General features: G+C 65.6%; 24 protein-coding genes. 16 read left to right on the top strand and 8 right to left on the bottom strand.

Features of this window, described 5'->3' with window-relative positions; all coding sequences use genetic code 11:
- Nucleotides 1–14 precede the first annotated feature (14 nt).
- Genes C404_RS57755 through C404_RS57735 form a run of 5 tightly spaced genes read left to right on the top strand, consistent with a single transcriptional unit; the run spans nucleotide 15 to nucleotide 5,037 of the window.
- A complete protein-coding gene (locus tag C404_RS57755; protein WP_081659384.1) occupies nucleotides 15–1,001 on the top strand; it encodes an ABC transporter substrate-binding protein in 987 nt (328 codons plus the stop codon).
- 27 nt (nucleotides 1,002–1,028) lie between these two features.
- Nucleotides 1,029–2,072, top strand: coding sequence for an ABC transporter permease (locus C404_RS57750; RefSeq protein WP_021197769.1), 1,044 nt, complete (start codon nucleotides 1,029–1,031; stop codon nucleotides 2,070–2,072).
- Complete coding sequence (locus C404_RS57745) at nucleotides 2,066–2,884, top strand: ABC transporter ATP-binding protein (protein WP_021197768.1); 819 nt, start codon at nucleotides 2,066–2,068, stop codon at nucleotides 2,882–2,884. The genes C404_RS57750 and C404_RS57745 overlap by 7 nt, the downstream gene beginning before the upstream one ends.
- Before the next feature lie 36 nt (nucleotides 2,885–2,920).
- On the top strand, nucleotides 2,921–4,090 hold the full coding sequence (locus tag C404_RS57740; RefSeq protein ID WP_021197767.1) for a c-type cytochrome: 1,170 nt from the start codon (nucleotides 2,921–2,923) through the stop codon (nucleotides 4,088–4,090).
- A 5-nt stretch (nucleotides 4,091–4,095) separates the two neighbouring features.
- On the top strand, nucleotides 4,096–5,037 hold the full coding sequence (locus C404_RS57735; RefSeq protein WP_031330277.1) for an ABC transporter substrate-binding protein: 942 nt from the start codon (nucleotides 4,096–4,098) through the stop codon (nucleotides 5,035–5,037).
- Nucleotides 5,038–5,041: 4 nt separating this feature from the next.
- Here the strand turns inward: C404_RS57735 and C404_RS57730 are convergent, their stop codons facing one another.
- Genes C404_RS57730 through C404_RS57720 form a run of 3 tightly spaced genes read right to left on the bottom strand, consistent with a single transcriptional unit; the run spans nucleotide 5,042 to nucleotide 8,155 of the window.
- Nucleotides 5,042–5,647 carry a TetR/AcrR family transcriptional regulator gene (locus C404_RS57730; protein WP_021197765.1) on the bottom strand — a complete coding sequence of 202 codons (606 nt, stop codon included), beginning with the start codon at nucleotides 5,645–5,647 and terminating at the stop codon, nucleotides 5,042–5,044.
- Nucleotides 5,648–5,681: 34 nt separating this feature from the next.
- Complete coding sequence (locus C404_RS57725) at nucleotides 5,682–6,944, bottom strand: MFS transporter (RefSeq protein ID WP_021197764.1); 1,263 nt, start codon at nucleotides 6,942–6,944, stop codon at nucleotides 5,682–5,684.
- Between the two features lie 17 nt (nucleotides 6,945–6,961).
- Complete coding sequence (locus tag C404_RS57720) at nucleotides 6,962–8,155, bottom strand: porin (protein ID WP_021197763.1); 1,194 nt, start codon at nucleotides 8,153–8,155, stop codon at nucleotides 6,962–6,964.
- A 213-nt stretch (nucleotides 8,156–8,368) separates the two neighbouring features.
- Between C404_RS57720 and C404_RS57715 the strand changes: the two genes are divergently transcribed.
- Nucleotides 8,369–9,580 carry a M24 family metallopeptidase gene (locus tag C404_RS57715; protein WP_021197762.1) on the top strand — a complete coding sequence of 404 codons (1,212 nt, stop codon included), beginning with the start codon at nucleotides 8,369–8,371 and terminating at the stop codon, nucleotides 9,578–9,580.
- 6 nt (nucleotides 9,581–9,586) lie between these two features.
- The gene (locus C404_RS57710) at nucleotides 9,587–9,955 is read left to right on the top strand and encodes a hypothetical protein (RefSeq protein ID WP_021197761.1); all 369 of its coding nucleotides are present in this window, start codon (nucleotides 9,587–9,589) and stop codon (nucleotides 9,953–9,955) included.
- A gap of 5 nt (nucleotides 9,956–9,960) precedes the next feature.
- Here C404_RS57710 and C404_RS57705 read toward each other — a convergent pair whose 3' ends face one another.
- A complete protein-coding gene (locus C404_RS57705; RefSeq protein WP_021197760.1) occupies nucleotides 9,961–10,857 on the bottom strand; it encodes a LysR substrate-binding domain-containing protein in 897 nt (298 codons plus the stop codon).
- Nucleotides 10,858–11,196: 339 nt separating this feature from the next.
- Here C404_RS57705 and kdgD point away from each other — a divergent pair, with 339 nt between their 5' ends.
- The 9 genes from kdgD to C404_RS57660 all read left to right on the top strand — a co-directional run bounded on the left by kdgD (nucleotide 11,197) and on the right by C404_RS57660 (nucleotide 23,366).
- Nucleotides 11,197–12,135: a 5-dehydro-4-deoxyglucarate dehydratase gene (gene kdgD, locus C404_RS57700; RefSeq protein WP_021197759.1), complete on the top strand. Its 939-nt coding sequence runs from the start codon at nucleotides 11,197–11,199 to the stop codon at nucleotides 12,133–12,135.
- 25 nt (nucleotides 12,136–12,160) lie between these two features.
- Nucleotides 12,161–13,732, top strand: a complete 1,572-nt coding sequence (locus tag C404_RS57695) for an aldehyde dehydrogenase (NADP(+)) (protein WP_021197758.1) — start codon at nucleotides 12,161–12,163, stop codon at nucleotides 13,730–13,732.
- A 92-nt stretch (nucleotides 13,733–13,824) separates the two neighbouring features.
- Complete coding sequence (locus tag C404_RS57690; protein ID WP_031330275.1) at nucleotides 13,825–15,177, top strand: MFS transporter; 1,353 nt, start codon at nucleotides 13,825–13,827, stop codon at nucleotides 15,175–15,177.
- A 19-nt stretch (nucleotides 15,178–15,196) separates the two neighbouring features.
- Nucleotides 15,197–16,615, top strand: a complete 1,419-nt coding sequence (locus C404_RS57685; protein ID WP_021197756.1) for an enolase C-terminal domain-like protein — start codon at nucleotides 15,197–15,199, stop codon at nucleotides 16,613–16,615.
- Between the two features lie 45 nt (nucleotides 16,616–16,660).
- Nucleotides 16,661–18,262, top strand: coding sequence for a galactarate dehydratase (gene garD / locus C404_RS57680; RefSeq protein WP_021197755.1), 1,602 nt, complete (start codon nucleotides 16,661–16,663; stop codon nucleotides 18,260–18,262).
- A gap of 3 nt (nucleotides 18,263–18,265) precedes the next feature.
- Complete coding sequence (locus tag C404_RS57675; RefSeq protein WP_021197754.1) at nucleotides 18,266–19,120, top strand: NAD-dependent epimerase/dehydratase family protein; 855 nt, start codon at nucleotides 18,266–18,268, stop codon at nucleotides 19,118–19,120.
- Nucleotides 19,121–19,124: 4 nt separating this feature from the next.
- Nucleotides 19,125–20,006, top strand: coding sequence for an SMP-30/gluconolactonase/LRE family protein (locus tag C404_RS57670; RefSeq protein ID WP_021197753.1), 882 nt, complete (start codon nucleotides 19,125–19,127; stop codon nucleotides 20,004–20,006).
- A gap of 211 nt (nucleotides 20,007–20,217) precedes the next feature.
- Nucleotides 20,218–23,004: a DNA translocase FtsK gene (locus C404_RS57665; RefSeq protein ID WP_021197752.1), complete on the top strand. Its 2,787-nt coding sequence runs from the start codon at nucleotides 20,218–20,220 to the stop codon at nucleotides 23,002–23,004.
- Nucleotides 23,005–23,030: 26 nt separating this feature from the next.
- Nucleotides 23,031–23,366 (top strand): cupin domain-containing protein, encoded by a 336-nt coding sequence (locus tag C404_RS57660; protein ID WP_021197751.1) that lies wholly within the window; start codon nucleotides 23,031–23,033, stop codon nucleotides 23,364–23,366.
- Nucleotides 23,367–23,394: 28 nt separating this feature from the next.
- Here C404_RS57660 and sigJ read toward each other — a convergent pair whose 3' ends face one another.
- From sigJ to C404_RS57645, 4 genes are all read right to left on the bottom strand, one after another.
- A complete protein-coding gene (sigJ, locus tag C404_RS57655; protein WP_021197750.1) occupies nucleotides 23,395–24,339 on the bottom strand; it encodes an RNA polymerase sigma factor SigJ in 945 nt (314 codons plus the stop codon).
- The gene (locus tag C404_RS58990) at nucleotides 24,336–25,103 is read right to left on the bottom strand and encodes an alpha/beta fold hydrolase (RefSeq protein WP_021197749.1); all 768 of its coding nucleotides are present in this window, start codon (nucleotides 25,101–25,103) and stop codon (nucleotides 24,336–24,338) included. Before C404_RS58990 ends, sigJ begins: the two co-directional genes overlap by 4 nt.
- A 6-nt stretch (nucleotides 25,104–25,109) precedes the next feature.
- The gene (locus tag C404_RS58985) at nucleotides 25,110–25,373 is read right to left on the bottom strand and encodes a hypothetical protein (RefSeq protein ID WP_021197748.1); all 264 of its coding nucleotides are present in this window, start codon (nucleotides 25,371–25,373) and stop codon (nucleotides 25,110–25,112) included.
- A 151-nt stretch (nucleotides 25,374–25,524) separates the two neighbouring features.
- Nucleotides 25,525–26,808 carry a cytochrome-c peroxidase gene (locus tag C404_RS57645; RefSeq protein WP_021197747.1) on the bottom strand — a complete coding sequence of 428 codons (1,284 nt, stop codon included), beginning with the start codon at nucleotides 26,806–26,808 and terminating at the stop codon, nucleotides 25,525–25,527.
- Nucleotides 26,809–26,866 lie beyond the last annotated feature (58 nt).

Genomic DNA, 26,866 nt, shown 5'->3' with positions numbered 1-26,866 from the left:
AAGACAATGCGGGCATCTCACGCCGCAAGGTACTGCACGCGGCCGCTGCCACGGCGCTGGCCGCACCGGCCTTGATCCTGGGCCGCAAGGCGTACTCGCAGCAGCGCAAGCTGACGTTTGCGTGGAACCAGAACTCGTTCTGCCTGACGCCCATCGTGGTGGCGCAGGAGCGCGGTTTTTTCGAGAAGAACGGTCTGCAGGTCGACCTGATCAACTACAGCGGATCGACCGACCAACTGCTCGAATCCATCGCCACCGGCAAGGCCGATGCCGCGGTGGGGATGATCCACCGTTGGCTCAAGCCACTGGAGGCGGGCTTTGATGTGAAGATCATCGGCAGCTCGCACGGCGGCTGCGTGCGGCTGGTGGGCTCCAAGGCGGCGGGCGTGACCAACCTGGCCGCACTCAAGGGCAAGACCGTGGGCGTGAGTGATCTGGCCGCGCCGGGCAAGCACTTCTTCACCATCCTGCTGGCCAAGCACGGTATCGACCCCGACCGCGACATCACCTGGCGTCAGTACCCGGCGGACCTGCTAGGGGTGGCGGTGGACAAGGGCGAGATCCAGGCCATTGCCGACGGCGACCCGAACCTCTACCTGCTGGAAAAGCGCACCAACGGCGCCTATGTGGAACTGGCGACCAACCTCACCGGCGAGTACGCACGCAAAGTCTGCTGCGTGATTGGCGCGCGGGGTGAGCTTGTGCGCAATGACCGCCAGGCGGCCTCCGGCCTGGCACGCGCCATCGTGCAGGCGACGGACTTCGTCAACGAGAACCCGAACGAAGCCGCCAAGGTGTTTGCCAAGTACTCGCCCAAAGTGGCGGTGGACGATCTGCGCAAGCTGTATGCCACGCTCACCTATACGCACCACCCGACGGGTGTCGACCTGCGCGACGAGATCGCCTTCTATGCGGAGGACTTCCGCCGCATCGGCGTCATCAAGAAGACGACCGACCCGCAGCGCCTGGCACAGCACGTCTACGTGAACGTGCTGGCGTAGGGCACGCGACATGAGGAGAGCATCGACATGACTACGACTACCGCTCCGCAAACGCTGGAGGCGCCTGCCGCGCTGTCCAACCCCTTTGGCGGCGCGATTACCAATGCGCGCGTATGGCGCTCTGGCACGGTGGCCGGGCTGGCGTGGGCCGCCTTCGGGTTGCTGACGTGGCGCTGGCCCAACCATGTGATCGGCTTCAGCGATTGGGCCTTCACAGCAGAACTTGGTATCGCGGCATTACTGGTGGGCGTTGCGCTGTTTGTTCTGGCGCTGGTGGGTGCGTACGTGGTGCCCCTGCGTGCCGTGCAGGAAACGCTACTGCCTCTTGGGCCGTGGCTCATTGCCGTGCCGGTCGTGCTGGGCGCATGGGAAGTGCTAACAGCCAAGTCTGGGTTCCTGCCCACGCCGTTCTTTGCACCGCCGCAGGCGTTGATCGAGGTCTACTCCGAAGACTGGGCGCGCCTGGGCGGCAGCGTCATCAACACGCTCAAGCTGCTGGGGCTGGGTTACTTCTTTGGCGCGCTGACGGGCTTTCTGGTGGGCGTGTCGATCGGCTGGTCGCGCGCCGTGGGGTACTGGGTGCATCCGGTGCTGCGCATTCTGGGCCCGTTGCCCGCCACGGCGCTGTTGCCGATCACCTTCTACTTTTTCCCGTCGAGCTATTCGGCCGCGGCCTTTCTGATTGCACTGGCGTCGGGCTTTCCGGTGGCGGTGCTCACGTGGTCTGGTGTGGCCGGCGTGAACAAGAGCTACTACGACTTGGCCCGTACGCTCGGTGCCTCCAACGCCTTCCTGGTGCTGCGCGTGGCGATTCCGGCGGCGTTGCCGCAGGTATTCGTCGGGTTGTTCATGGGGCTGGGCGCGTCGTTTACGGTGCTGGTGACGGCCGAGATGATGGGCGTGAAATCGGGCCTCGGGTGGTATCTGACGTGGGCCCAGGGTTGGGCCTCCTACGTGAACATGTATGCAGCACTGATCGTGATGGCACTGCTGTTCTCCAGCATCATCACGCTGCTGTTCAAGGTGCGTGACCGCGCGCTGGTCTGGCAGAAGGGGACGTTGAAATGGTAGCCGTGCTTGAACGCGAAGCGCCGGTTGACGCGGCCGCACCCGTCACGCCTGCCACCACGGGCGCCCGCATTGACGTGCAGGGTGTGAGCCACTGGTTTGGCAGCCGCGCCAACCCGCTGCAGGTGCTCGACAACGTTGATCTGGCCGTGCAGCCCGGCGAGTTCGTCGCACTGCTGGGCCCCAGTGGCTGCGGCAAATCCACCTTGCTGCGCTTGATTGCCGGGCTGGAAGCCCCCACGCGCGGCCGCATCCTGCAGGACGATGCACCCATCACCGAGCCCGATCCGTCGCGCGTTGTCGTGTTTCAAGACCCAACGCTGTATCCGTGGCGCCGCGTGTGGGACAACGTCGCCCTCGGCCTGCAGGCGCGCGGCGTGCTCAAGGCGGAGCGCGACCGTGTGGACGATGCGCTGGAGCGTGTCGGCCTCAAGGGCTTTCATCGCGCGTTCCCGCACGAGTTGTCGGGCGGCATGGCGCAGCGTGTGGCGCTGGCGCGTGCATTGGTCAACGATCCGCAACTGCTGGTGCTGGATGAACCACTGGGCAAGCTCGATTCCCTCACGCGGCTGGCCATGCAGAGCGAGCTGGTGGCGTTGTGGCAGCGCGCGCGTTTCTCTACGGTGCTGGTCACGCACGATGTGGAAGAGGCATTGTTCCTGGCCCAGCGCGTGATCATCTTCAGCCCGCGCCCGGCGCGCATTGCCGCGGAGTTGACGGTCGATCTGCCTTATCCACGCCATCGTGGTGATCCACGCCTGAATGCCCTGCGGCACGAGGCGCTTGGCCACCTTGGCCTGGGCCAGACCTGGTAGGGCGCGCGCAGGACATTCCACGATGAAAGTGCTGTCATGAGCGGCCCTCCACCGACGGCCTGGCTCAATACGTTGCTCGGCTTCCTGCAATGGGCGCAGCAAGGTTTGCTGACGTTGTGGCACACGCTGGGCTTGACGGGCGATGTGCACGGCCAGGCAGCATGGCCCTGGGGAACACGCATTGCCGGTGAAACGCTGCTGATCGATCTCGGGCAGGCGCGGCAGTTGGGCATCACGCTCATCGCAGTGGCGTTGACGGTGCTGTCGGTGCTGGTGGCGATACTGGTGCGTCGTTGGCGTGCCGTCGCGCTGGGTGTGGCGGCGGGCTTGCTGGTGGTAGCGCCGTGGCCGTCGGCGGTGGTGCTGTCCTCCGCCGTGCCGACCAGCTTTCATGCGAGCCCAACCTCGTTCTCCCTGGCCTCCATTGCCAACGGCGCCCGTGTCTACAACGCAGCCTGCGCAAGCTGCCACGGCGCAGATGGCCGCGGCGAGGGCCCGCTGGCCGCCACGCTCACGCGCTGGCCTCCCACCGTTGTCGGCCCGCTGCTTGGCCGCCATGCGGATGGCGAACTGTTCTGGCACATCGCCCAAGGCATGCAGGACGCGCAAGGCGTGGCCACCATGCCCGCCTTCGCCAACCGGCTGAGCGACAACGACATCTGGGCGGTGCTCGACTACATGAAAGTGCTGGCCGCCAGCGGTGGTGTGCGCGCAGGGGGCTGGCCGTTGCCGGTGGCGCTGCCAGCGTTGTCCGTGCGTTGCGGCGATGCCGCACCCGAACCGCTCAATGCCTGGCGTGATAGGCAGCGCGTGCGCGTCGTCGCCATCGATGCTGGCTCGGCAGAGCAGGTGCCCTTTGAAGACCCGCGCTTCCAGACCCTGCTTGTTACGCCGGACGGCACGCTGCCGTCTCCCACACTGCCCATGCGAGCGCGCTGCGTGGTGTCGGGCCGCGATGCCTGGCCCATCTTTGCCGCGCTTGCCGGCTCCACGCCACAAACGTTCTCGGGTACGCAACTGCTGGCGGATCGCAATGGCTGGCTGCGTGCACGTGGCGAACCGGGCACCACCTGGTCCGACGCCGATTTTCTTTGCACCTCCGCCTCACGCGCCTCTGAAACGCCGCGCGCCGCGGGGCTCGACACCCTCATCGCCCGCATGGACACCGAGCCGGTGCGCTATGTGAAGGGCGGCTTCATCCATTGACCACCATGACGATATCTCGACGACGTTTTGCACAATCTGCGCTGATGCTGGCGGCTGCGCCGGCCTTGTCCTTTGCACAGGCACGCCCCGTGCTCAAGGCCGGCGACCAGAAGGGCGGGCTACGCTCGCTGCTGGAGGCAGCAGACGCGCTCAAAGGCGTGCCTTACGACATTCAGTGGACAGAGTTTCCCGCTGCGGCACCGCTGGCCGAAGCACTCAACGCGGGCGCGGTGGATCTGGGGCCGATTGGCGATGCGCCAGCCATCTTCGCGCTGGCAGCCGGCACACGCATCAAGCTGATCGGCGCCAACCGGTCCGACCCCTACGGCACGGCAGTGCTGGTACGTCCGGATTCACCGTTGAAGACGGCGGCGGACCTGAAGGGCAAAGCCATCGGCACCAACCGGGGTTCGATTGGGCATCTGGTGGCGCTCAAGGCCTTGGAATCTGCCGGGCTGGGGCCCCAGGATGCCAACTTCCGCTTTCTGCCGCCCGCCGATGCCAAGCTTGCCCTGGTCAACGGCTCCATTGATGCGTGGTCGACGTGGGAACCCTATACGGCGATGGCCGAAACCGCCGGGCATGCGCGCGTGCTGGTGAGCGGGCGCGGGCTGTGGTCGGGCCTGAGCTACCTGGCCGCTACGGACGCAGCATTGGCTGCCAAGCACGATGTTCTGCGTGATTTCCTGCAGCGTGTGGTGCGTGCACAGGTCTGGTCGTACCAGCATGTCGACAGCTATTCGGCCACGCTGGCACGCATCATCGGCATTGCGCCCGAGGCGGCGCGGCTGCAGTTCGCGCGGCGCCAGACGGTGTGGCGCCCCATTGATGCGCAACTCATTGCTGAGCAGCAGCGCACAGCGGACTTCTATCTGAAGTCGGGCCTGCTCAGGCAGAAGCTGGACGTGGCATCGACCTTCGATGCCAACTTTCCGCTGACGGCCTGAGCGCTCAGGGCGCGGTGATCATCCGCGCAAAGCGCTTCAGTGCGGCGGTGGTGCCTTTGCGATCGCCCGTGGTGACAAGGTCGAGCAGCAAGCCGCGCATCGTCGCCACCTGAATACGGGCGCGGGCGCGGGCTTCTGCTGGCGCCAGGCCAAGCTGGGCTTCAAACAGCGCGGCAACGGGCGCGAGCCAGCTGTCCACCACATCGCCGAGAAAATCATGAAAGCGCTCGGGCTCGCGAATGGCACGTGCGTACAGCTCAAACAGCAGCCGGATGATGGGCAGGTAGGCGTCTGACGCGTAGCGCTCCCACGCGGCTTCAATGGCGGCCACGGGGTCGGCGATGTCGTTCTGGACGCGCACGCGCGCGAGCTGCTCGCGGTGGCGGATCTCGCGCAGTACGATCTCCCAGAACTCGTCGGCGGAGCCGAAGTGGTAGATCAGCATGCGGTGGCTCGTGCCGATAGCCTCGGCCACGCGCCGCAACGACATGTCGCCGATACCGTTGTCGAGCACATAGCGCACCGCCGCATCCAGTGACTTGACGGCGGATTCGCTGGGTGTGAACGGTGTTTCGGTGCGCTTTTTGCGCGGTGCTGCGGTGGTGGCCATGGGATACAGCTCGATGCTTGGACTGCCCGCCAGTCTACGCGATCAACGGGCGCTGCCACACCGGCGGCTTGCGCATGCAAAGGATGGCCACCACCGACACCACTGCCGCTGCCAGCAGGTAGTAGAGCGGCGCCCGGACGATGCCTTGCGAGAGCGCATAGGTGGACACCACGGGAGACGCCGCGCCAAACAGCATCACGCCGATGTTGTAACCCAGCCCAATGCCCAGCGCGCGCTGGCCCGGTGGAAAACGCTCTGCAAAGAACGGAAAGCTGCCGCCCAGGAACAGGCCGAACCCAAACGCACAGGCGCCCTGGAAGGCAAACAGCGCCCCGGGCGTGGGGCTGTCGAGCAGGTGCTCATAGAGCGGTGTGCCGATGCCCAGCGCCAGCACAATGCCAAACAACATGATGCCGCTGCGACCGCGCCGGTCAGACCAGGGCCCGCCGATGAGCGAACCGGCAATGATGGCGAGCGCCGCCAGCGTTGACCCGATGGCCCCGGTGGTCTGCCCGATCTTGAGCGCCTGTGTGGCAAATGCCGGCATGAAGACGATGGCCAGGTAGACCACCGCCGAGCCGAAACCCGTCAATGCCGACACCATGACGATCTGCGCGGCCAGCGTACGGGCGGGCAGCGTGCGTGCCTCCGTGCCGCTGGCTTGCATGGCGCCGGTGTGCAGGCTTTCGTTCATATGCCGGCGCAGGTAGGCCCCCACCGGAATCACGCACAGTCCCACGACAAAACCGATGCGCCAGCCCCAGTCCAGCGTGCGTTCCACGCCCAGTGTGCCGAACACCAGCAGGGCCAATCCGGACCCGGCTGCCAGCGCCAGGTAGGTGGAGGCACTGAACACGGCGCCATACCAGCCGCGCCGGTGTGGCGGGCAGGACTCGATCACCAGCGCGCCAGCGGCCCCGCTTTCGCCCGAAGCGGCAAAACCAGACAACAACCTGCCGATGACCACCATGGCGGTCCCCAGAAACCCGGCGGTCTGATAGGGCGGGGCGATCGCAATCAGCAGCGTGCCTGCGCCCATCAGCAGAACGGTTGCCACCATCGCCGCCTTGCGACCGCGCCGGTCAGCGTAGCGACCGATGCACCAGGCGCCGAACGGACGCACGACAAAGCCGGCAGCGAACGCGGTGACGGCGGCCAGCGTAGAAAGCACCTCGTTGCCTGCTGGAAAGAAGTTGCGCGCAATTGCCAGCGCAAAGTAGCCGTACAGGGTGAAGTCGAGCCATTCAAAGAAGTTGCCGACGGCCGCGCCGACCAGGTTGTGGCGAAGGGTTGTCATGTCACGTGCCTCCGGGGTTAGAAGCGGTAGCGCACACCCATGGCCGCCTGAAATTGATTCGCGCCCGGCGTGACGCTGCTGGTGGTGCCGAGCGACTGCGCCAGCGTATTGGCGCCGTATGCCGAAGCCGCCGCCGACGTACCAAACGCCACCACCGGATAGCTCGTGCCCGCGCCGCCCTGGTTATGGACAAACGCGCCAAGCAGGTACACATCCACGTTCTTCGACAGGTAATAGTCGAGCTGCGCGCCCACCAGATACGGGTGGATGTTGGTGTCTTCCACCCGCAGCTTGTAGAAGCCGACGCGCACGTCCGCATTGCTGGTCAGCCAGTAGGCTGCGCCGGCCCAGTACAGGTGCGTGGTGTAGGCGCGCCGCGCGGTGCCGGAGGAGGGCCGATCGCTGTCGTGCGAGTAGCCGGCGTACAGGTTGAGTTTGTCGATGGTGTAGTTGGCGCCGAGCATCCAGGTCTCGCGCTTCCAGTCGTTCAGATAGGCGGGGCTGGCGATGGGCGGGCGCGGTGTGCCGGCTGCCACGGCGTTGATCATCGAGCCTGAGGCATCCCACGGGTTGTCTTCGCGGTTGTAGCCGGCCACCAGCGTGAGCGAAGGCGAGCCGTACATGAGGTGCGCACCAAAGTCGCTCTTCTGCACGTTGCTCCCCGGAGAGCCGAACGCGTAAAGCATGCTGCCCGAGATTGGCCCCCACGATGCCGGTGTGGTGTACCGGATGGTCTTGTCGAGCCGGTAGCCGTTGCCGGGCGCCAGCACGCTCAACTGCCCGAGCGCCACCACCGAAGCCGTGCCGGTACCTTCGCGCAACGGGTCGGCCATATAGGCGGCTTCCAGAATGGGGGCGTAGGTCCGGCCCAGCGTCACCCGGCCATACGGCCCTTCCAGCCCGACCCACGATTCCCGCGACCAGGCCTGTTGCTGCGTGGCACCGTTGGCCGGAGAAAACCCTTGCTCCAGGTCGAAAACGGCGCCCCAGCCTTGCCCAAGGTCTTCCCGGCCGCGCATGCCCCAGCGGCTGGTGGTGAGAATGCCCGCCGACATGCCCGACAGGCTGTCGCCCGCCGCGTTGACGTGCGTGGTGTACGACAAGGCATTCTCAACCGTGCCGTACAGCGTGACGTTGGACTGGGCATACGCCGAGCCCATCACGGAAAGGCCAATCACGCCGGCCGCGCGGATGCCGCCTGCAATTCCCATCGCTGTCTTCCTCCTGGTTCTGCTCTCTGGCTTCTCTTTAATGCGTACCAATTGGTACGTCATGTGCGTAAGAGCCCTTTGAATGACTCTGTGCAACGTACATCATGCGACTAAGCCGTGGGTTTTTATATCTGCGAGATTCCCTAGTTGTCCTGATCGGATTGCATGTGTACCATGCGGTACGTTTTAATTTTGAACTGATGCAGGATCGCCATGAAAGCAGCGTTTACCCCTGAGCAGGGCCAGGAATTCCAGAGGCGTGCCGATGCGGTGTGTGCTGCCATGCGCGCGGCGGGCCTGCGGCAACTGGTGCTGACAGACACCGACAACCTGTTCTACCTGACCGGCGCCACCTTTGACGCGCTGGAGCGGCCGTTCTTCCTGATCCTTGATGCAGATGGCGGGCGGCAGCTGGTGGTGCCGGCGCTGGAACTCGACCACCTGGGCAAGGCGTGGGGCGCGCAGGACCGTGTCTCGACCTATCGCGAGTACCCGGCACCGGCCGGAGAGACCTGGCATGACGCATTGCTTGGCAAAGGGCTGCTGCAAACGGGTTTCGCGTTTGAACCCAGCCTGCCGATGTCAATGGCGCGGGTGTTGCTGGATGCCGGTGGCGAGCCGCACGAGCTGATGGAAGGCATCCGCATCATCAAATCTGCCTGGGAGATTGCCGCCATCGAGCGCGCCGCACACTATGCGGACTGGGGCGTCCGGCAAATCCTGCGCAATGCCTCGGAGGGTGCGCTGGTGGCCGAAACGTTTACGCCGGGGCAGGCGCTCTCGCGCAAGATCATCCGCGAGACCCCAGATTGGGACCCGGTCGCCACGCGCGTCATCTGCGGGGCGTGGCCGGCGCCGCTGAGCGCGGAGCCGCACGCCATTCCGCGCCTGGACATGACGCTGGGCGAAGGCCCACATGTGGCGATGGTGCTGACCCGCGTCAACGGCTACGCGGCGGAGAGCGAGCGCACGTTCTTCACCACACGCCCCGACCCACGTGCGCGCGAACTGTTTCACCTGCTGGAGGCAGCGCGCGAGCGGGCGTTCTCACTCGTGCGGCCTGGCATGCACTGCGCAGAGCTGGACTGGCAGGTCAACCGCTTCCTGGCCGGTTGCGGCTATGCGGGCGACAGCGTACGGCTGCACCGCTGCGGACACGGCTTTGGCCTGGGCAATCACGAACCACCGTGGATTGCCGAAGGCAGTGAACACGTGCTGCAGGAGAACATGGTGATCTCCATCGAGCCCGGCATCTACCTGGCGGGCGAGGGCGGATACCGTCACTCCGATACCGTACTCGTCACCGCCAATGGCTACCGCTGCTTGACCAAGGCACCAATACGGCTGAATGAGCTTGTGCTCGGGCGCCCCGGGTTGCGCCACCGCTTGCAGCGCAGCCTGGTCCGCAACGCGCTGAACCTGTGAGCGGCCATGCAGATCGTGCTGCTGCAGATTGCTTACCTGTGTATCGCGCTGGGCTTCAACGCGCTGAGCGCCGGTCTGGCGCTGGCGGGTAGCAAACCGCTGGCACCCACCAACCTCGTTGCCGCCACCGGCGTGTTCGCGCTGTACGCGCTGTCGCTGTGGTCGGGGCATGCCGTGTTCGATACGGCGTACCGCGCGGCGATGCTGTGTTTCGTTCTGGTGCTCGGCACTGGTGGCGTGCTCGCCCATCTGCGTCGCGGGCCGACGCAGGCCTATCGGTCAGCGTTTGCCTGGGGCGCCGCCATTCTTATCAATGGGATGGGTGTGGTGCTGAATATGGCCGGCGCGCTGCTGGGCGCCCGTGCTGTCCTCTGACGCCATCAGCGGCCACTCGTGAGTGACTGGCGCAACGTGTCTTTCAAGACCTGAAACGCTGGGTTGTCGTTGTCCTTACGATAGGCCAGCCATAGCTCCACCGGCTTCGCGGGGGTGGTGCGCACGGGGCGGTAGACCACGCCTTCAAAATGCAACATCGATGCCGCAGCGGGAATCAGCGCCACGCCAATCCCCGCGCGCACCAGTGCCAGCATTGAGTGAATCTGGCTGACGTACTCGACGATGTCGGGCAACACCTCGGCACGTTCGAGCAGACCACTCACCAACTGGTGGAAGTAGCGCGCCTCGTAAGGCGAATACATCAGCAGCGGTTTGCCCTCGCAATCGCGCAGGCTGGGGCGCTGCGGCCAGGTGTCGGCCACCGCTTCGGGCAGCGCCAGTACGAGCGGCTCTTGCGAGCACGGTACGGCGATCAGTTCGCCATGTTCCACGGGCGGGCGCAACAGGCCAACGTCAATCTCGCGCGCATCGAGCGCAGCGAGCTGTGCGCCGCTCACCATCTCCTTCAACGTCAACCGCACCCCAGGGGACGCCGCTCGCACGGCACTCACCAATGCGGGCAACTGCCCATAGCCGACCGTTGCCGTAAAGCCGATCGCCAATGAACCGGCGGCACCCGTGGCAACGCGCCGTGCCGTGGCCGCCGCTTCATCGGCCAGCCGCAGGATGCGCGCGGCATCCGGCAAGAAGCTACGCCCAGCAGCGGTCAATCTGACAGAACGGCTGTTGCGCTCAAGCAGTTCGGTGCCCACTTGGTGCTCCAGCAAACGCACCTGGCGCGACAGCGGCGGCTGCGTCATGTGCAGGCGCTCAGCCGCACGCCCGAAGTGCAGTTCTTCTGCCACGGCGACAAAGCAACGGAGTTGGCTCAGCTCGAACATTGATTCAAGACAGGTATGGATTGACGTTCATGACTATCTTGAATTGGAATGATGCGCAGCGCAAGAATTGGCCCGCTCGGCAGTCCCCGGACAGCGCCCACCATGCGGCACAAACACCTTCCTGCATGGCGCGATAGTGTGTCTGGGCGCCAGGCGGCGGTCACTTCATGTGCATTTGCAGCATCCGACCCGATGGCCAAGGGAACACCCTGTATCAATACAAAACGTGTATCAATCGAGTTATTAGTTGGCTTGGACTTGAATCGCTCCCGATGCAAGAATTCGCTCACCAACAACACGTGACCACTGCCCCACGGTGGTCTCCATGCAGAGCGAGACATGTCCCGATATACCCCCAAAGAATTCGCCCAACAGATTGGTTCGGGCTTGCTGTCCTTCCCGGTCACGCACTTCAAGGCGTCCGATCTTTCGTTTGACGAAGAGGCCTACCGCAAGAACCTGGCCTGGCTGTTCAGCCACGAGGCTGCCGGCCTGTTTGCCGCAGGTGGTACGGGTGAGTTCTTCTCGCTCACCGCTGCAGAAACGGACCGCGTTGTGCGCGCTGCCGTGGCCGAGACGGGCGGCAAAATTCCGGTGATCGCCCCGGCAGGCCGTGGCACCGCAGAATCGATCGAGTACTGCAAGGCCGCGGAAGCCGCCGGCGCCGACGGCATCCTGCTGCTGCCCCCGTACCTGACCGAAGCCTCCGCTGATGGCGTAGCCGCGCACGTGGAGCAGGTCTGCAAGTCGACCAAGCTGGGCGTGATCATCTACAACCGCGCCAACCAGATCCTCGACGCCGATCACCTCGAGCGCCTGGCAGAGCGCTGCCCGAACCTCGTCGGCTTCAAGGACGGCGTGGGCGATCTGGAACTGATGACGCGCATCTACGCCCGCCTGGGCGACCGCTTCACGTACATCGGTGGCCTGCCCACCGCTGAGACCTTCGCGCTGCCGTACCTGACGATGGGTGTGACGACGTATTCGTCGGCCATCTTCAACTTCGTGCCGAAGTTCGCCCTGGAGTTCTACGCTGCCGTGCGTGCGTACGACAACGCCAAGGTCTACAAGATGCTCAATGACTTCGTGCTGCCGTACATCCAACTGCGCAACCGCAAGCGCGGCTATGCAGTGTCGATCGTCAAGGCCGGCATGAAGGTGGTTGGCCGCAGCGCGGGCCCGGTGCGTGCGCCGCTGACGGACCTGACCGACGCAGAACTGACCGAGCTGTCGGCCCTGGTGTCGCGTGTGGCCGAAGTCGAAAAACTGGCTGCCTGAGCGCAACTCGAATAAGGAACCCACTATGTACTTGAGCGGCGAACTGCTGCTGGGTGCTGCCCGCGTTGCGGGCGGTGCCGGCACGGTTCGCGCCATGAACCCCGCCACCGGGGAATGGCTCGAACCCGAATTCACCCTGGCCTCCAAGGCCGATGCCGCGCGTGCCGCCGAACTGGCCGCCGCGGCTTTTGACGTTTACCGCGAGACTGCGCCGGAAGCGCGCGCCGCCTTCCTCGAAGCCATCGCCAGCCAGATCGAAGCGCTGGGCGATGCGCTGATCGAGCGTGCGATGGCCGAATCCGCTCTACCGCGTGCCCGCCTGGAAGGCGAGCGCGGCCGCACCTGCGGCCAACTCCGCCTGTTTGCAAACGTGGTGCGTGCCGGTGATGCCGTGGGCGCACGCCTCGACTCGGCACTGCCCGAACGCAAGCCGTTGCCCCGTTCCGACCTGCGCCTGCGCCGTATCGCGCTGGGCCCGGTGGCCGTGTTTGGTGCGAGCAACTTTCCGCTGGCGTTCTCGGTGGCCGGTGGTGATACCGCATCGGCACTGGCCGCCGGTTGCCCGGTCGTCGTGAAGGCGCACCCGGCACATCCGGGCACGTCCGAGCTGGTGGGTCGTGCCATCCAGGCGGCGGTTGCCCAGTGCGGGCTGCCGGAAGGCGTGTTCTCGCTCATTCTGGCCGACAACGATGTGGCAGGTGCCCTGGTGGCCGATCCGCGCATCCAGGCGGTGGGCTTTACCGGTTCGCGCGCGGGTGGTCAGGCACTGCTGCGCATTGCGCAGGCACGACCGCAGCCGATTCCCGTGTATGGCGAACTGAGCGCCATCAACCCCGTCTTCCTGCTGCCGGACGCGCTGGCCAAGCGTGCCGCTGCGCTGGGGCAGCAGTACGTGGCGTCCCTCACGATGGGCGCTGGCCAGTTCTGTACGAACCCGGGTTTGCTGCTGGCCATTGATGGGCCGGACCTCGACGCGTTTGAAGCGGCTGCCGCTACCGCCATGGCCGGGGCCGCTGCACAACCGATGCTCACTGCCGGTATTCACGCTGCGTACACGCGCGGTGTCGACAAGCTGGCCGGCGAGGCCAACGTGCGTTGCGTCGCACGCGGGCAAGGCAGCGACCAGCCCAACCGCGGGCAGGCCGGCTTCTACACCACGGATGCCAAGAGCTTCCAGGCACAACCGACGCTGCACGACGAGGTCTTCGGCGCCACCGGCCTCGTCGTACGTTGCCGCGATGCGGAAGAGCTGCGCGCGCTAGCCGAATCGCTGGAAGGCCAGTTGACCGCTACGCTGCATCTGGATGCTGGCGATACGGCGATCGCCCGTTCGCTGCTGCCGATCCTGGAGCGCAAGGCGGGCCGCATCCTGGCCAATGGCTGGCCGACCGGCGTTGAGGTGTGCCAAGCCATGGTGCACGGCGGCCCGTGGCCCGCCACGACGGATTCGCGCACGACCTCGGTCGGCACGGCAGCCATCGAGCGCTTCTTGCGTCCGGTGTGCTACCAGGACCTGCCGGCAGACCTGCTGCCGCAGGCACTGCAAGACGCGAACCCGCTCAAGCTGCGCCGTCTGGTCGACGGACAGTGGCAGTAACCAAGCAGTCAGCAAGCAAATAAAAAGCCGGGCCGCACAGGACCCGGCTGCTTCAACCCCGGCGCATCTGGCGCCGGACGATGGAGGAGACCATGGATATCAAAGCCCCAGCTGTGGGAGCGCAGAGCGTGCCGCGCACCGAGCGCATGACCCGCGTGCGCTTTGTGATCCTCGCGATGCTGTTCATCGTGACGACCATCAACTACGCCGATCGCGCGACCATCTCCATTGCTGGCTCAGCCATGCAGAAGGAGCTCGGCATCGATGCCGTGTCGCTCGGCTACATCTTCTCGGCCTTCGGCTGGGCCTATGTGATTGCGCAGATTCCCGGCGGCTGGCTGCTCGACCGTTTCGGTTCCAAGCGCGTTTACACGTTCAGCATCCTGCTGTGGTCGCTGTTCACCCTGGCGCAGGGCGCGGTCGGCTTCTTTACGGGCGCGGCGGCCATCACCGTGGTGTTTTGCCTGCGCTTTCTGGTGGGGGCGGCAGAGGCGCCGTCCTTCCCAGCCAACAGCCGCATCGTGGCGGCATGGTTCCCTGCCAATGAACGCGGCACCGCATCGGCCATCTTCAATTCGGCGCAGTACGCGGCCACGGTGGTGTTTGCCCCGTTGATGGCATGGCTGGTGCACGAGTTCGGCTGGCATCACGTGTTTGTCGTGATGGGCGTGATCGGCATTGCCATGGCGATCGTGTGGAAGACCTTCGTGCACGACCCGAAGGACCACCCCGGCGTCAACCGCGCCGAGATCGACTACATCGAAGCCGGCGGTGGTTTGGTCAACATGGACCGCGCCGGCGTGGCCAAGACCGAAGGGCCGAACCTCGGCTACGTCAAGCAACTGCTTGGCAACCGCATGCTGATGGGCGTGTATATCGCGCAGTACTGCATCAACGCGCTCACGTACTTCTTCATCACGTGGTTTCCGGTGTACCTAGTGCAGGCGCGTGGCATGTCGATCCTGAAAGCCGGCTTTGTGGCGTCGATTCCGGCAGTGTGCGGCTTCTTGGGCGGCATTCTGGGCGGGATCATTTCCGACGCGCTGCTGCGCAAGGGGGCATCGCTGTCGGTGGCGCGCAAGGTGCCGATCGTGCTGGGCATGCTGCTCTCGATGAGCATGGTGATCTGCAACTACGTCGATGCACAGACCATCGTGGTGGCGGTGATGGCGCTGTCGTTCTTCGGCAAGGGTCTGGGCGCACTAGGCTGGGCCGTCAACTCCGACACAGCACCCAAGCAGATTGCCGGGCTGTCGGGCGCGCTGATGAATACCTTCGGCAACCTGTCGAGCATCACGACACCCATCGCCATCGGCTACATCGTCAATACCACGGGCTCTTTCAACGGGGCGTTGGTGTACGTGGGTATCCATGCTGCCGTGGCCATCCTCTGCTACCTGGTCATGGTGGGCGAGATCAAACGCGTCGAACTCAAGCCGCTGTAAGCCGACAGGAGACGCCGTTATGACGTTGCAATCGATCGAATCCGGCGCACGCACGGCTGCAACGCAGACGCCGCGTGTGACGGAGATGCAGGTGATTCCCGTTGCCGGGCGAGACAGCATGCTGTTGAACCTGTGTGGTGCGCATGCCCCATTCTTCACCCGTAACCTCGTCATCCTGAAGGACAACGCCGGGCGCACCGGCGTGGGCGAGGTGCCGGGCGGGGAGGGCATCCGCCAGGCGCTGGAGCGCGTGATTCCGCTGGTGGTCGGGCAATCCGTCGGCCGCAGCAACGGCGTGCTGAACCGCATCCGTCGCGCGCTGGCGGGCGGTGGCAACGCCGCACATCAGGCGACGGTGCATCAGGTGACGTCCGCCTCGGAAGCCGCTGTGCTGCGGCAGCCGCACGAGATCAACCTGCGTATGGACAACGTCATCACGGCCGTAGAAGCTGCGCTGCTGGACCTGCTTGGCCAGTTTCTGGAAGTGCCGGTAGCGGAACTGCTGGGCGCCGGACAGCAGCGCGACTCGGCCCCGATGCTTGCTTACCTGTTCTACGTGGGCGACCGCCGCAAAACGGATCTGCCGTATCTGGACGGGAAAAACGGTGCGGATGATTGGCTGTGTTTGCGCCACGAAGCCGCCATGACTCCTGAGGCCATCGCCCGCCTAGCGGAAGCTGCCACCGAGCGCTACGGCTTTGCCGACTTCAAGCTCAAGGGCGGTGTGATGCGCGGCGCGGAAGAGATGGAGGCGGTTGCCGCCATCAAGGCCCGCTTCCCGCACGCACGTGTCACGCTGGACCCGAACGGTGCCTGGTCGCTGAACGAGGCCATCGCGCTGTGCAAGGGGCAGGGCCACCTGCTGGCCTATGCCGAAGACCCCTGCGGCCCGGAAGCCGGCTACTCGGGGCGCGAGATTATGGCCGAATTCAAGCGCGCCACCGGCATCCCGACCGCCACCAACATGATTGCCACCGACTGGCGGCAGATGGGTCACGCGATCCCGCTGCACGCCGTGGATATTCCACTGGCCGATCCGCACTTCTGGACCATGCAGGGGTCCGTGCGCGTTGCGCAGTTGTGCGATGAATGGGGGCTCACATGGGGCTCGCATTCCAACAACCATTTCGATGTCTCGCTGGCGATGTTCACGCATGTGGCCGCCGCCGCACCGGGCAACATCACCGCCATCGATACCCACTGGATCTGGCAGGAAGCCGAAGAGCGCCTGACACGCGAGCCGCTGCGCATCCAGGGCGGTCACGTGGCCGTGCCGGATCGCCCGGGACTGGGCATCGAGATCGACATGGAGCGCGTCATGGCGGCCCATGCGCTGTACAAGACTCTGGGCCCAGGCGCACGCGACGACGCGATGGCCATGCAATACCTTGTGCCAGGCTGGACGTATGACCCCAAGCGTCCGAGCCTGGGGCGCTGACCCGCGAGACCGCTTGAGTTGCACCACCCAATTCCGGAGCCTGTGATGTCCGAATCCACGCTGGCCACCGAGGCTGGCACTGAAACCGAGAAAGCGCTGACGATCCGCGTGCATGACGGTGACAACGTCGCCATCGTCGTCAACGCGCGCGGCTTGCCGGCAGGGACAGCGCTGGCCGATGGCACCGTGCTGGTCGAAGGCGTACCGCAAGGGCATAAGGTGGCATTGGCCGACCTTGCAGAAGGCGATGCCGTCATCCGCTACGGCGAGGTCATCGGCTATGCCGTCAAGCCGCTGCCGCGCGGCAGCTGGATCAACGAGCATGCGGTGAAGCTACCGTCCGCGCCGGCGCTCGACGAGCTGCCGCTTGCCACGCGCCCCGACCCCAAACTGGCAAAACTCGAGGGCTATACCTTCGAGGGCTATCGCAACGCAGACGGCACGGTCGGCACGAAGAACGTGCTCGGCATCATGACCAGCGTGCAGTGCGTGGCCGGTGTGACGGACTACGTGGTCGGCCGCATCAAGCGTGAACTGCTGCCGCGCTACCCGAACGTCGATGACGTAGTTGCGCTCAACCACGTGTACGGCTGCGGCGTGGCCATCAACGCGCCGGCAGCCATCGTGCCGATCCGCACGCTGCAAAACCTTGCCCTCAACCCGAACTTTGGCGGCGAGATCATGGTGATCGGCCTGGGCTGCGAGAAGCTCGTGCCCGAGCGCCTCGTGCCGGAAAAGCTCGCTCCCGGCGGCCGCATTCCCATCGAGGTTGCTGGCACGGCAGACTCCCCCGTGCTGCGTCTGCAGGACGAAGCATTCGACGGCTTCGTCGGCATGACCGACGCCATCATGGAGATGGCAGAACGCCGGCTTGAACACCTCAACAAGCGCCAGCGCGAAACCTGTCCCGCATCTGATCTGGTGGTGGGCGTGCAATGCGGTGGCAGCGATGCGTTTTCCGGCGTGACCGCCAATCCGGCCGTTGGCTTTGCCGCCGACCTGATCGTGCGCGCTGGCGGCACGGTGATGTTCTCGGAAGTGACCGAGGTGCGCGACGCCATCCACCTGCTCACGCCGCGCGCCATCAACGAAGACGTCGGCCGCGCATTGCTGCGCGAAATGGCGTGGTACGACGACTACCTGAGCGGCGGCCAGACCGATCGCAGCGCCAACCCGTCGCCGGGCAACAAGAAGGGCGGCCTGTCCAACGTGGTGGAAAAGGCGCTGGGCTCGATCGTCAAGTCGGGCAGCACGCCCATCGTCGACGTGCTCGGCCCCGGTGAGAAAGTACGCCGCAAGGGCCTGATCTTCGCCGCCACGCCGGCCAGCGACTTTGTGTGCGGCACGCTGCAGCTCGCCTCGGGCATGAACCTGCAGGTGTTCACCACTGGGCGCGGCACGCCGTACGGCCTGGCCATGGCGCCCGTCATCAAGGTGTCGACGCGCAAGGCGCTGTCTGAGCGCTGGCATGACCTGATTGACCTCGACGCCGGCCGCATCGCCACGGGTGAAGCCAGCATTGCCGACATCGGCTGGGAGCTGTTCCACCTGATTCTCGACGTGGCCAGCGGCCGCAAGCAGGTCTGCGCTGACAAGCTCGGCTTGCATAATGCGCTCGCGCTGTTCAACCCCGCTCCCGTAACCTGAACTATGACTGTGACCCATACCGACACGCCTGTGCAAGCCGATCCGCTGGCAGGCATCACCACCCGCTGCCATCGTCTGCTGCTGACGGGCGCGGGCGGCAATCTGGGCAAGGTGCTGCGCGAGCGCCTGCCGAAGTACGCCGACGTGCTGCGCATTTCCGACATTTCAGACCTGGGCGCCGTGCGCAAGGGCGAGGAGGTCATCCCTTGCAACCTGGCCGATCCGCACGCAGTTGACGCACTCGTGGCCGGAACGGATGCCATCGTGCACCTGGGCGGCATCTCGGTGGAGCGCCCGTTTGAAGAGATCCTGCCGGCCAATATTCAGGGCGTCTACAACCTGTACGAGGCGGCGCGCCGTCACGGTGTGCGCCGCATCGTGTTCGCCAGCTCCAATCACACCATCGGCTTCTACAAGCAGGGCGAGGTCATCGACAACACGGTGCCGACCAAGCCCGATGGTTACTACGGTTTGAGCAAGGTCTTTGGCGAACAGCTCGCCAGCTTCTATTTCAACCGCTATGGCATTGAGACAGTGGCCATCCGCATTGGCTCGTCGTTTGCCGAGCCCCAGGACCGCCGCATGCTGGTCACGTGGCTGGGCTACGACGATCTGGAGCAACTGATCCGCCGCGCCGTATTTGTGCCAAAGGTTGGTTTTACGGTGGTCTACGGCATGTCGGCCAACCGAGACTGCTGGTGGGACAACCGCCACGCTGCCCACCTCGGCTATGTGCCCACCGAGACCAGCGAGATCTTCCGCGCACAGGTAGAGGCACAACCACCGCTGCCCGCGGACGACCCGGCCGCGCTGTATCAGGGCGGTGCGTTTGTCAAAGCCGGCCCGTTCGGAGACTGACCCGATGCATGCAAATGTAGAACGCATCGGCACGATGCACTGCGGTGTCGGCGAGAGTCCGGTGTGGCACGTGGGCGAGCAGGCGCTGTACTGGACGGACATTCCCGGCCGCACGCTGTGGTGCTGGAACGCATCCACAGGCCATTGCGACGCATGGACGTTGCCCGAAATGGCAGGCTGCATCGCCATGACGTCCGGTGGCTGGGTCCTGGCAATGGAGACCGGCATCTTCCGCGCGCAGCAGCCGAAAGCAGATGTTGCGCTTGCGCCGCTGGAGCGACTCGCCACGGTGGAACATGCGCGCCCCGACATGCGCTTCAACGATGGCCGCTGCGACCGTCAGGGCCGCCTCTGGGCGGGCACGATGGTGTTCGACACCGCGCTGGGTGTGCCTGCCGGCAAGCTCTATCGCTTCGATGCCGCCGCCCGCCGTGTAGAAGCCGTCATCGATGACCTGATCGTCCCGAACGGCCTGGCCTTCAGCCCCGATGGCCGCACGATGTACCTGTCGGATTCACACGCCAGCCGGCAGACCGTCTGGGCATTCGACTACGAGATCGACACCGGCACGCCGCATAACCGCCGCGTCTTCATCGACATGCACGCCCACCCCGGTCGCCCCGATGGCGCCGCCGTGGATGCCGACGGCTGCTATTGGATCTGCGGCAACGATGCCGGCCTCGTCCACCGCTTTACGCCGGACGGCCGACTCGATCGCAGCATCGCCATTCCCGCAGCCAAACCCGCCATGTGTGCCTTCGGTGGGCCGGGGCTGGACACCCTGTTCGTCACGTCGATCCGAATCGACAACGACCCGCTCTCGGGCGCCACGTTTGCCGTGCGCCCGGGCGTGACAGGACTACCGGAACCTGCCATGCATTGCTAACCGCAGTACCGCCCCACACAGTGCAATGCCCCGTGTTCTGCCGCAGGTGCGCTGGGCAGTTAGCATGCGCTCAGCCGCACCCGGCGGTACGCGCTGACGTCAACACCGCCGCACGAAGCGCCCAGCCATGTATTTTTTGGCTGGGCGTTTTCATTTTGCCCGCGCCCGCCCGCTACAATCGCGGGCTTGGATTCGTAGATGGCATTTCGAAATGGGGCTTGGCTGGTTTGGCATTTCTACCGTGTGGCTGCTGCCGATGGTGTGGCGGTACGCGACGCGGGCACTGGCGGGGGAGCGCGGCTTTCTCAAGGGCCGGGGCACCGTGCGGCTCTGGCTGGTCACGGTGATGGCGCTGTGCACCAGCGCAACGCTCGAAGCGCTCACCTCGGGCGCCGATCCGCAGGACAAGGCCGGTGGAGCAGCAGGGCGCGCGCTGTCGGCGCTGTTCTCCCACATGCTGGGCTGGACTGGCGCCTTCCTGCTGATGCTCGGCGTGCTGGTCTGGGTGGCGCCCATGGTGTTTGGACGATCGTGGCGGCAGCTGTTCAACCGCAGCCGCACCGTGCAGGAAGACGCACTCGACGAGCCCGCCCCGGATCATGAAGAACCGCATGACGAGAGCCTGAAGCCGACTGCGCTTGGCCTCGGCGGCGCTGCGCAAGCCCATTGGACCGGCAACGCTGGCCCTGCGCAGCCGACCGTACGCCACCGTGGCATCGAAGCCGTTTCTGCCCGCCGCCAGCCGACGTGGCAACCACCCCCTCGCACGCGTCCGTCGCCGCCGCAGCCTGGTGAGATCTGGCCGCTGCTCGATGCGCAGAAGGCTGCGGCTGCCAATCCTGCCGTCGACACAAAAGCGGCCCCGACCTCGACACCTTTAGCGACACCTTCTCCGGCGCCTGCGCCTGCGCCTGCATCCGCCCCGGCTCGCCCCAAGCCGCGTGCCACGATCGTCAGTAGCCCGTTCCATCAGCCTCAGCTGGGACTGCGCCAGCAAATGCAACCGGCGCCTGCCACCGCGCAAGTCGAAACACCTCCCGAGCCACCCAAGGCCGCCGATGAACCTGTTGTCGAAGCAGTCATGACAGACCATCCGGAAGTGGAGACCGTTGAGACACAGGAAGCGGCACCCGAGGTGCAGACGGTGGATCTGGAGGCGGTGCGCCAGGAAGCCGAAGCACTGCTGGCGGAACTGCGCGAGCTGATCACACCTGCACCTGCGCCTGCGACGCCCGAGCTGGCACCGATCGCTGTCGAAGCTGGAGTCGACGCCGAAGTCGAAATCGAAACCACCGAACCGGAGCCGATTGTCGAGGCGTTGCCGATGCCTGAGGCACCTGACGCCGAGCCATCGCTGGAAGAGCTCGAGCCATCGCCCGTTGCAGCACCGGCCACCAAACCGCGCATCGTTCTGCCCGCTGTGGTGGGCAACGTGGTCTCGCGCGCGGCGCCGCAGGCCGCTGCCGTGGCTGCCCCCGTGCCTGCGCCGGCCCCTGTCGTGCCGCGCCATGTGGACTACCGCCTGCCGGGCGCCGCTCTGTTGACGGCAGCTTCCGCCAACACCGAGGCCGTCTCCCCCGAACACCTGGACGAAACCAGCAACCTGATCACCCAGCGCCTGGCCGAGTTCAAGGTGCCGGTGACCGTGGTCGGTGCCTCGGCTGGCCCGGTCATCACGCGTTTTGAGGTCGATCCGGCCATCGGTGTGCGCGGTGCGCAGGTGGTGGGGTTGATGAAGGATCTGGCGCGCGCGCTGGGCGTGACCTCCATCCGCGTGGTTGAAACCATCCCCGGCAAGACCTGCATGGGCCTGGAGCTGCCCAACGCCCGCCGCGAAATGATCCGCCTGTCGGAAGTCGTGAACGCGGCGGATTTCCAGTCGCACGCCTCGCATCTCGTGCTGGCCATGGGCAAGGACATCACGGGCAACCCGGTGGTGACGGACCTCGCGCGCGCGCCGCACCTGCTGGTGGCCGGCACAACGGGCTCGGGCAAATCGGTGGCCGTCAACGCGATGATCCTGTCGATGCTGTACAAGGCCACGCCCGACGACGTGCGCATGATCATGATCGACCCGAAGATGCTGGAGCTCTCGGTGTACGAGGGCATTCCGCATCTGCTCGCGCCGGTCGTGACCGACATGAAGCAGGCCGCGCACGCGCTCAACTGGTGCGTGGGCGAGATGGAGAAGCGCTACCGCCTGATGTCCGCCCTGGGCGTACGCAACCTGGCCGGCTACAACCAGAAGATCCGCGCAGCAGAGCAGGCGGGCCGCAAGGTGCCGAACCCGTTCTCGCTCACGCCCGATGCACCGGAGCCGCTCTCCACGCTGCCGCTGATCGTGGTGGTGATCGACGAGCTGGCTGACCTGATGATGGTGGCCGGCAAGAAGATCGAAGAGCTGATCGCGCGGCTGGCGCAAAAGGCGCGCGCGGCGGGCATTCACCTGATTCTGGCGACGCAGCGGCCGTCGGTGGACGTCATCACCGGCCTGATCAAGGCCAACATTCCGACACGCGTGGCGTTCCAGGTGTCGTCCAAGATCGACTCGCGCACGATTCTCGACCAGATGGGCGCGGAATCACTGCTCGGCCAGGGCGACATGCTGTTCCTGCCGCCGGGCACCGGCTATCCGCAGCGCGTGCACGGCGCCTTTGTGGCCGATGAAGAAGTTCACCGCGTGGTCGAGCACTGGAAGCAGTTCGGCGAGCCCGAGTACGACGAGGCGATCCTGGCGGGCGACCCGGGCGAGGCTGCTGCCAGCGGCGACCTGTTCGGTGGCGAGAGCGGCGACGTGGAAGCCGACCCGCTCTACGACGAAGCCGCAGCCTTTGTGCTGAACACGCGCCGCGCTTCGATTTCTTCTGTGCAGCGGCAACTGCGCATCGGTTACAACCGCGCCGCCCGCCTCATCGAGCAGATGGAAGCCGCTGGGCTGGTATCGCCGATGGGTCGCAACGGTCAACGCGAAGTGCTGGCACCGGGCGGCGGTGATTGAGCGCCGCCACCGCATGGAGACAAGCGATGGACGAGAACCAGGGCAATCTCTTCGCTGATGTGCCGGCCGGTGCTCCCGAAGAGGTCTTCACCGCGCTGCTGGAGCGCCCCGGGCTGAAGATCGAGCGCATCGTCTCCAATGGGCAGGCCAGCCCGCCCGGCTTCTGGTACGACAGTGCCCAGGAAGAATGGGTGCTGCTGCTGAAGGGCAGCGCGGCGGTGCAGATCGAGGGCGAAACGGAACCGCGCTTGTTGCGGCCGGGTGCTTGGCTGCACCTGCCCGCGCATTGCCGGCACCGGGTGGCATGGACCGATACCAGCCGACCGACCGTCTGGCTGGCCGTGCACTACGGCGCCGGCTGAACGGAAACGACTTCCCTGCGCGCTTCCATCAAGCGTGCAGGCTAGCGCCCAGCTTGTCGGGATTGCGCACCAGATGGATGCTGGCCACACGGCCATCTGCCTGCCAGTGCAGTGTGGCGGCAAGCTCCAGGCGGCCGCTGGTGTCGTGCAACAAGTAGCCAGGCTGGCCGTTGATCCGGGCACGCCGCAGGTCGCCTCCAGGCTCGCGGCGGCGCCAACTCTCGACCAGTCCGCACAGCACCCGGGCGACCGCAGCATTGCCGCGCACCGGACGTGGAATGGCTGCCACGCGACCTCCACCGTCGCTCATCAAGGTGGCCTCGTCACACAGTAGCGCTGCCAGCGCGTCCGGGTCGCCCGCCTGCAGTGACGTCTCAAAGGCCTGCAGCAGCGCATCGACCTGGGTCTGGTCAAGCTCGCAACGTACGTATTCGCGCCGCACATGCCCTCGGGCCCGCGCGGCCAGTTGCCGGCAGGCGGCGGTATCGCGGCCGAGGCGCGCCGCCACCTCATCGAAGGGCAACTCAAACACATCGTGCAGCAGGAAGGCGGCGCGCTCGAGCGGTGTCAGGCGCTCAAGCGCAAGCAGGAACGCCGTGGAGACATCCTCGGCATAGGACAGGTGGGCCAGCGGATCGGCACCGCGATGTTCAGTCGCCGCCGCCATGCCGCTCTGCTCAAGCACGGGCTCGGGCAGCCATATGCCGACATAGTGCTCGCGCTGGCGCTGCGCGCTTCGTAGCTGATCGATACAGGCATGGGTGGCCATGCGGGTCAGGTAGGCTGCGGGTTCGTGCAGGCCGATCAAGGGCGTGTCCTGCCATTGCAGCCAGAGCGCCTGCACCAGGTCCTGCGCCTCGCTGCGCGCGCCAAGCATGCGCCACGCCAATGCCAGCAGGCGTGGGCGCTGGTCTTCGAAGATGCGCAGATGTTCGCCCTCGGCTGGCTTGGTATCGGCTTGGGAGCCGCTCATCGGGTGGTCTCCAATCGGTGGCGCGCCGTTTCACGCCAAGTCGAAAGCAACGCTACCACACGGTCAGGTTGGTCGACGTGCAGGTAATGGCCACTGCCGGCCAGCACCTCGGGCGAGACGCCTGCCTCGCGCGCAATGCTCTGCTGGTTGCCCTGCCAGGCGGCGTGCATGGTCTCGTCTTCCAGGCCCGCCGGAAAGTCGCGCATCACCGCACTGCTGAGTACCACGGTCGGCACTGGCGGCAGGGCCGGCAATGCACGTGCCTGCTCCAATACGGCATCGAAGCCGGCATTCTCATCTCGCAGGGTTCGGTAGTGGCGCGCAGAAAATGACCAGTCAACCGCACTGGCACGCTGCGCATCCGGCAGGCGCTGGGCAATGAGCGAGGCCGGCTGGTTAACCAATCGCAGTACCCCCAGCGGCGCCAGCGTATCGCTGAGTGCAAGCAGGCGACCGAGGTCTTTCCGGAAGCGGGCGTAACGATCGGGAGGGAACTGCGCGGCATAGTCGCGCCCGACCGCGTCGATAAAGGCCAGGCCTGCTACATCTGCCGGGTAGGCGCGCGCGTGCATGCCGACCAACAGACCGCCCATCGAGTGACCCGCCAGCAGCCAGGGTGGCGCTTCGCCCGCAGCAAGCAGCGCACGCCGCAAATCGTCGACCGCCTGCATGCCGAGGCGCGGTGCGGGTGCTGCGTCCGACCAGCCATAGCCGGCACGGTCATAGCTGCAGACTCGCCCGCCGGCTGCCAGGCCGTCCTGCACCCAGGCCTAATCCTGTGACCAGCCTGCCATGCCGGCTTCGAGCACCAGCGTCGGTGCACCCTGGCCGGTGCAATACAAATGCAGATGCCGGTCACCAATCAGCACGCGTTGGCCGGGGGGCGTGTGCGCGGCGGCGGCCTCCTGCTGGTACTGCCAGGCGCAACCGCCTGCGGCAAGCGCGATCAGACTGCCGAGCGTGGCAACGGCGATGCGCAGGCTGGTTGACCACCGGCGCGCAGACGTGGAGGAGGAGTCGAGGAAGAAGGTCATCGGGACAGGCGGATCAGGTTGGTTGACGTGATGCGACCAGCCACATGCCTCTGGCCAGCCGCATCTTCGCTTGCCGTGCCACTGGCGACACGACACCCTGATGACGGATTGGCCGTCACGAATGTGACATCGGCCGACCTGATGGGCGCGGCTATGCTCCCGATACCTCCTGAACCCGTCGCAGTTGTGGCGGATAACCGTCGTTCAGTGTTTTCAGGAAAGCCACCACGTCGCGGATCTCTTGGTCGTTCAACGCAGGTTTTTCCCCTGCACGGCGGTTGAACGGCGGGTCCACATCGTCGATGTTGCCGCGCAGGGCGGGGGGCAGATCGTCATAGGCGACGGTCTTGCCGCCGGCATCGCGGCTGTACCACTTCGCGGGTTTCAGGTCGCGCTCCACATAGAAGCGCACCGCATCTTCCAGACTGTGCATTCGCCCGTTGTGGAACCACGCGCCGCGCTTGGCCGTGTTGCGCAGGCTGGGTGTCTTGAACATACCGCAGTAGGCAGTCTGATGTGCCTGGTCCTGTCGCTTCGGGCCACACAGGCCGAGGTCGTAGTAGGCCGGATCGGCATTGGCGCCAATCTCCGGGTTGCGCGGCACGGCAAGCACGGCGAACTGGTAGTCGGTCAGCAGCGGATGCGAGCCATCGGCGCCCTTGCTGATCAGGTGACATGACGCGCAGTTGCCCTTGTCGGGGTTGGCGAAGAGCTGGAGGCCACGTTGCTCGGCGGCGCTCAGCGTTGCCTTGCCATCCAGGTATGCGTCGAACTTGCTGTCGTAGCGGTGGAAGCTGGGGTCGTCCAGTTCGAAGCGTTCCAGCGCGCGCATGGCGTGGTCGAACGCTTGGTCCGGGTTGTCGAATGCGCTGGCGCCAAACGCTGCGCGGAATGCGTCGGCGTAGGGTGCGCGCTTGAGCTTTTCCACCACGGCAGCACGGCTCTCGTTGGCCATCTCGTCCGGGTCGAGCATTGGGCCGGCGGCCTGATCGTGCAGTGAATTGAAGCGGCCATCCCACATCAGGCCGCCGGTGGGCGGGCTGTCGGTTTCGGTCAATCGCTCGGTCAGGCTGGCGGCCTGCACCTTGTGCCAGATCGGTGTCTGGTTGAGCGTATAGGTCAGGTTGGGTGTGGCGCGCTTGCCCTGGCGGTCAAGGTTTGGCCCGCCAAGTTGTACGGCAAGCGCATTGGGTGGGCCATAGCCGTGGGCAGGGTCGTGGCAGCTTGCGCAGGATTGCCGGCCCGACGCCGACAGCGTGGGGTCGAAGAACATCGCTTTGCCCAACTGCGCCAGCGTGGCGGCATCCGGCATACGGACGGCCTGCGCAGTGTTGGCGGAGGGGGCATCTTTCTGTTGGCAACCAGCCAACAGAGCCAGGATCAGGGCGCCGGCCACCATGCCCAGGCGCTTTGAGAGTGCAGTGAAAGCTGTCATGGAAACGACAAACCGCCAGGGCGCGAACCCCGGCGGTCACATCTGCGTGGCGGCAAAA

The organism is Ralstonia sp. AU12-08 (assembly GCF_000442475.1).
GTDB lineage: Bacteria > Pseudomonadota > Gammaproteobacteria > Burkholderiales > Burkholderiaceae > Ralstonia > Ralstonia insidiosa.
The sequence above is the reverse complement of the archived record's forward strand: the minus strand, read 5'-3'. Positions and strand labels throughout refer to the sequence as shown.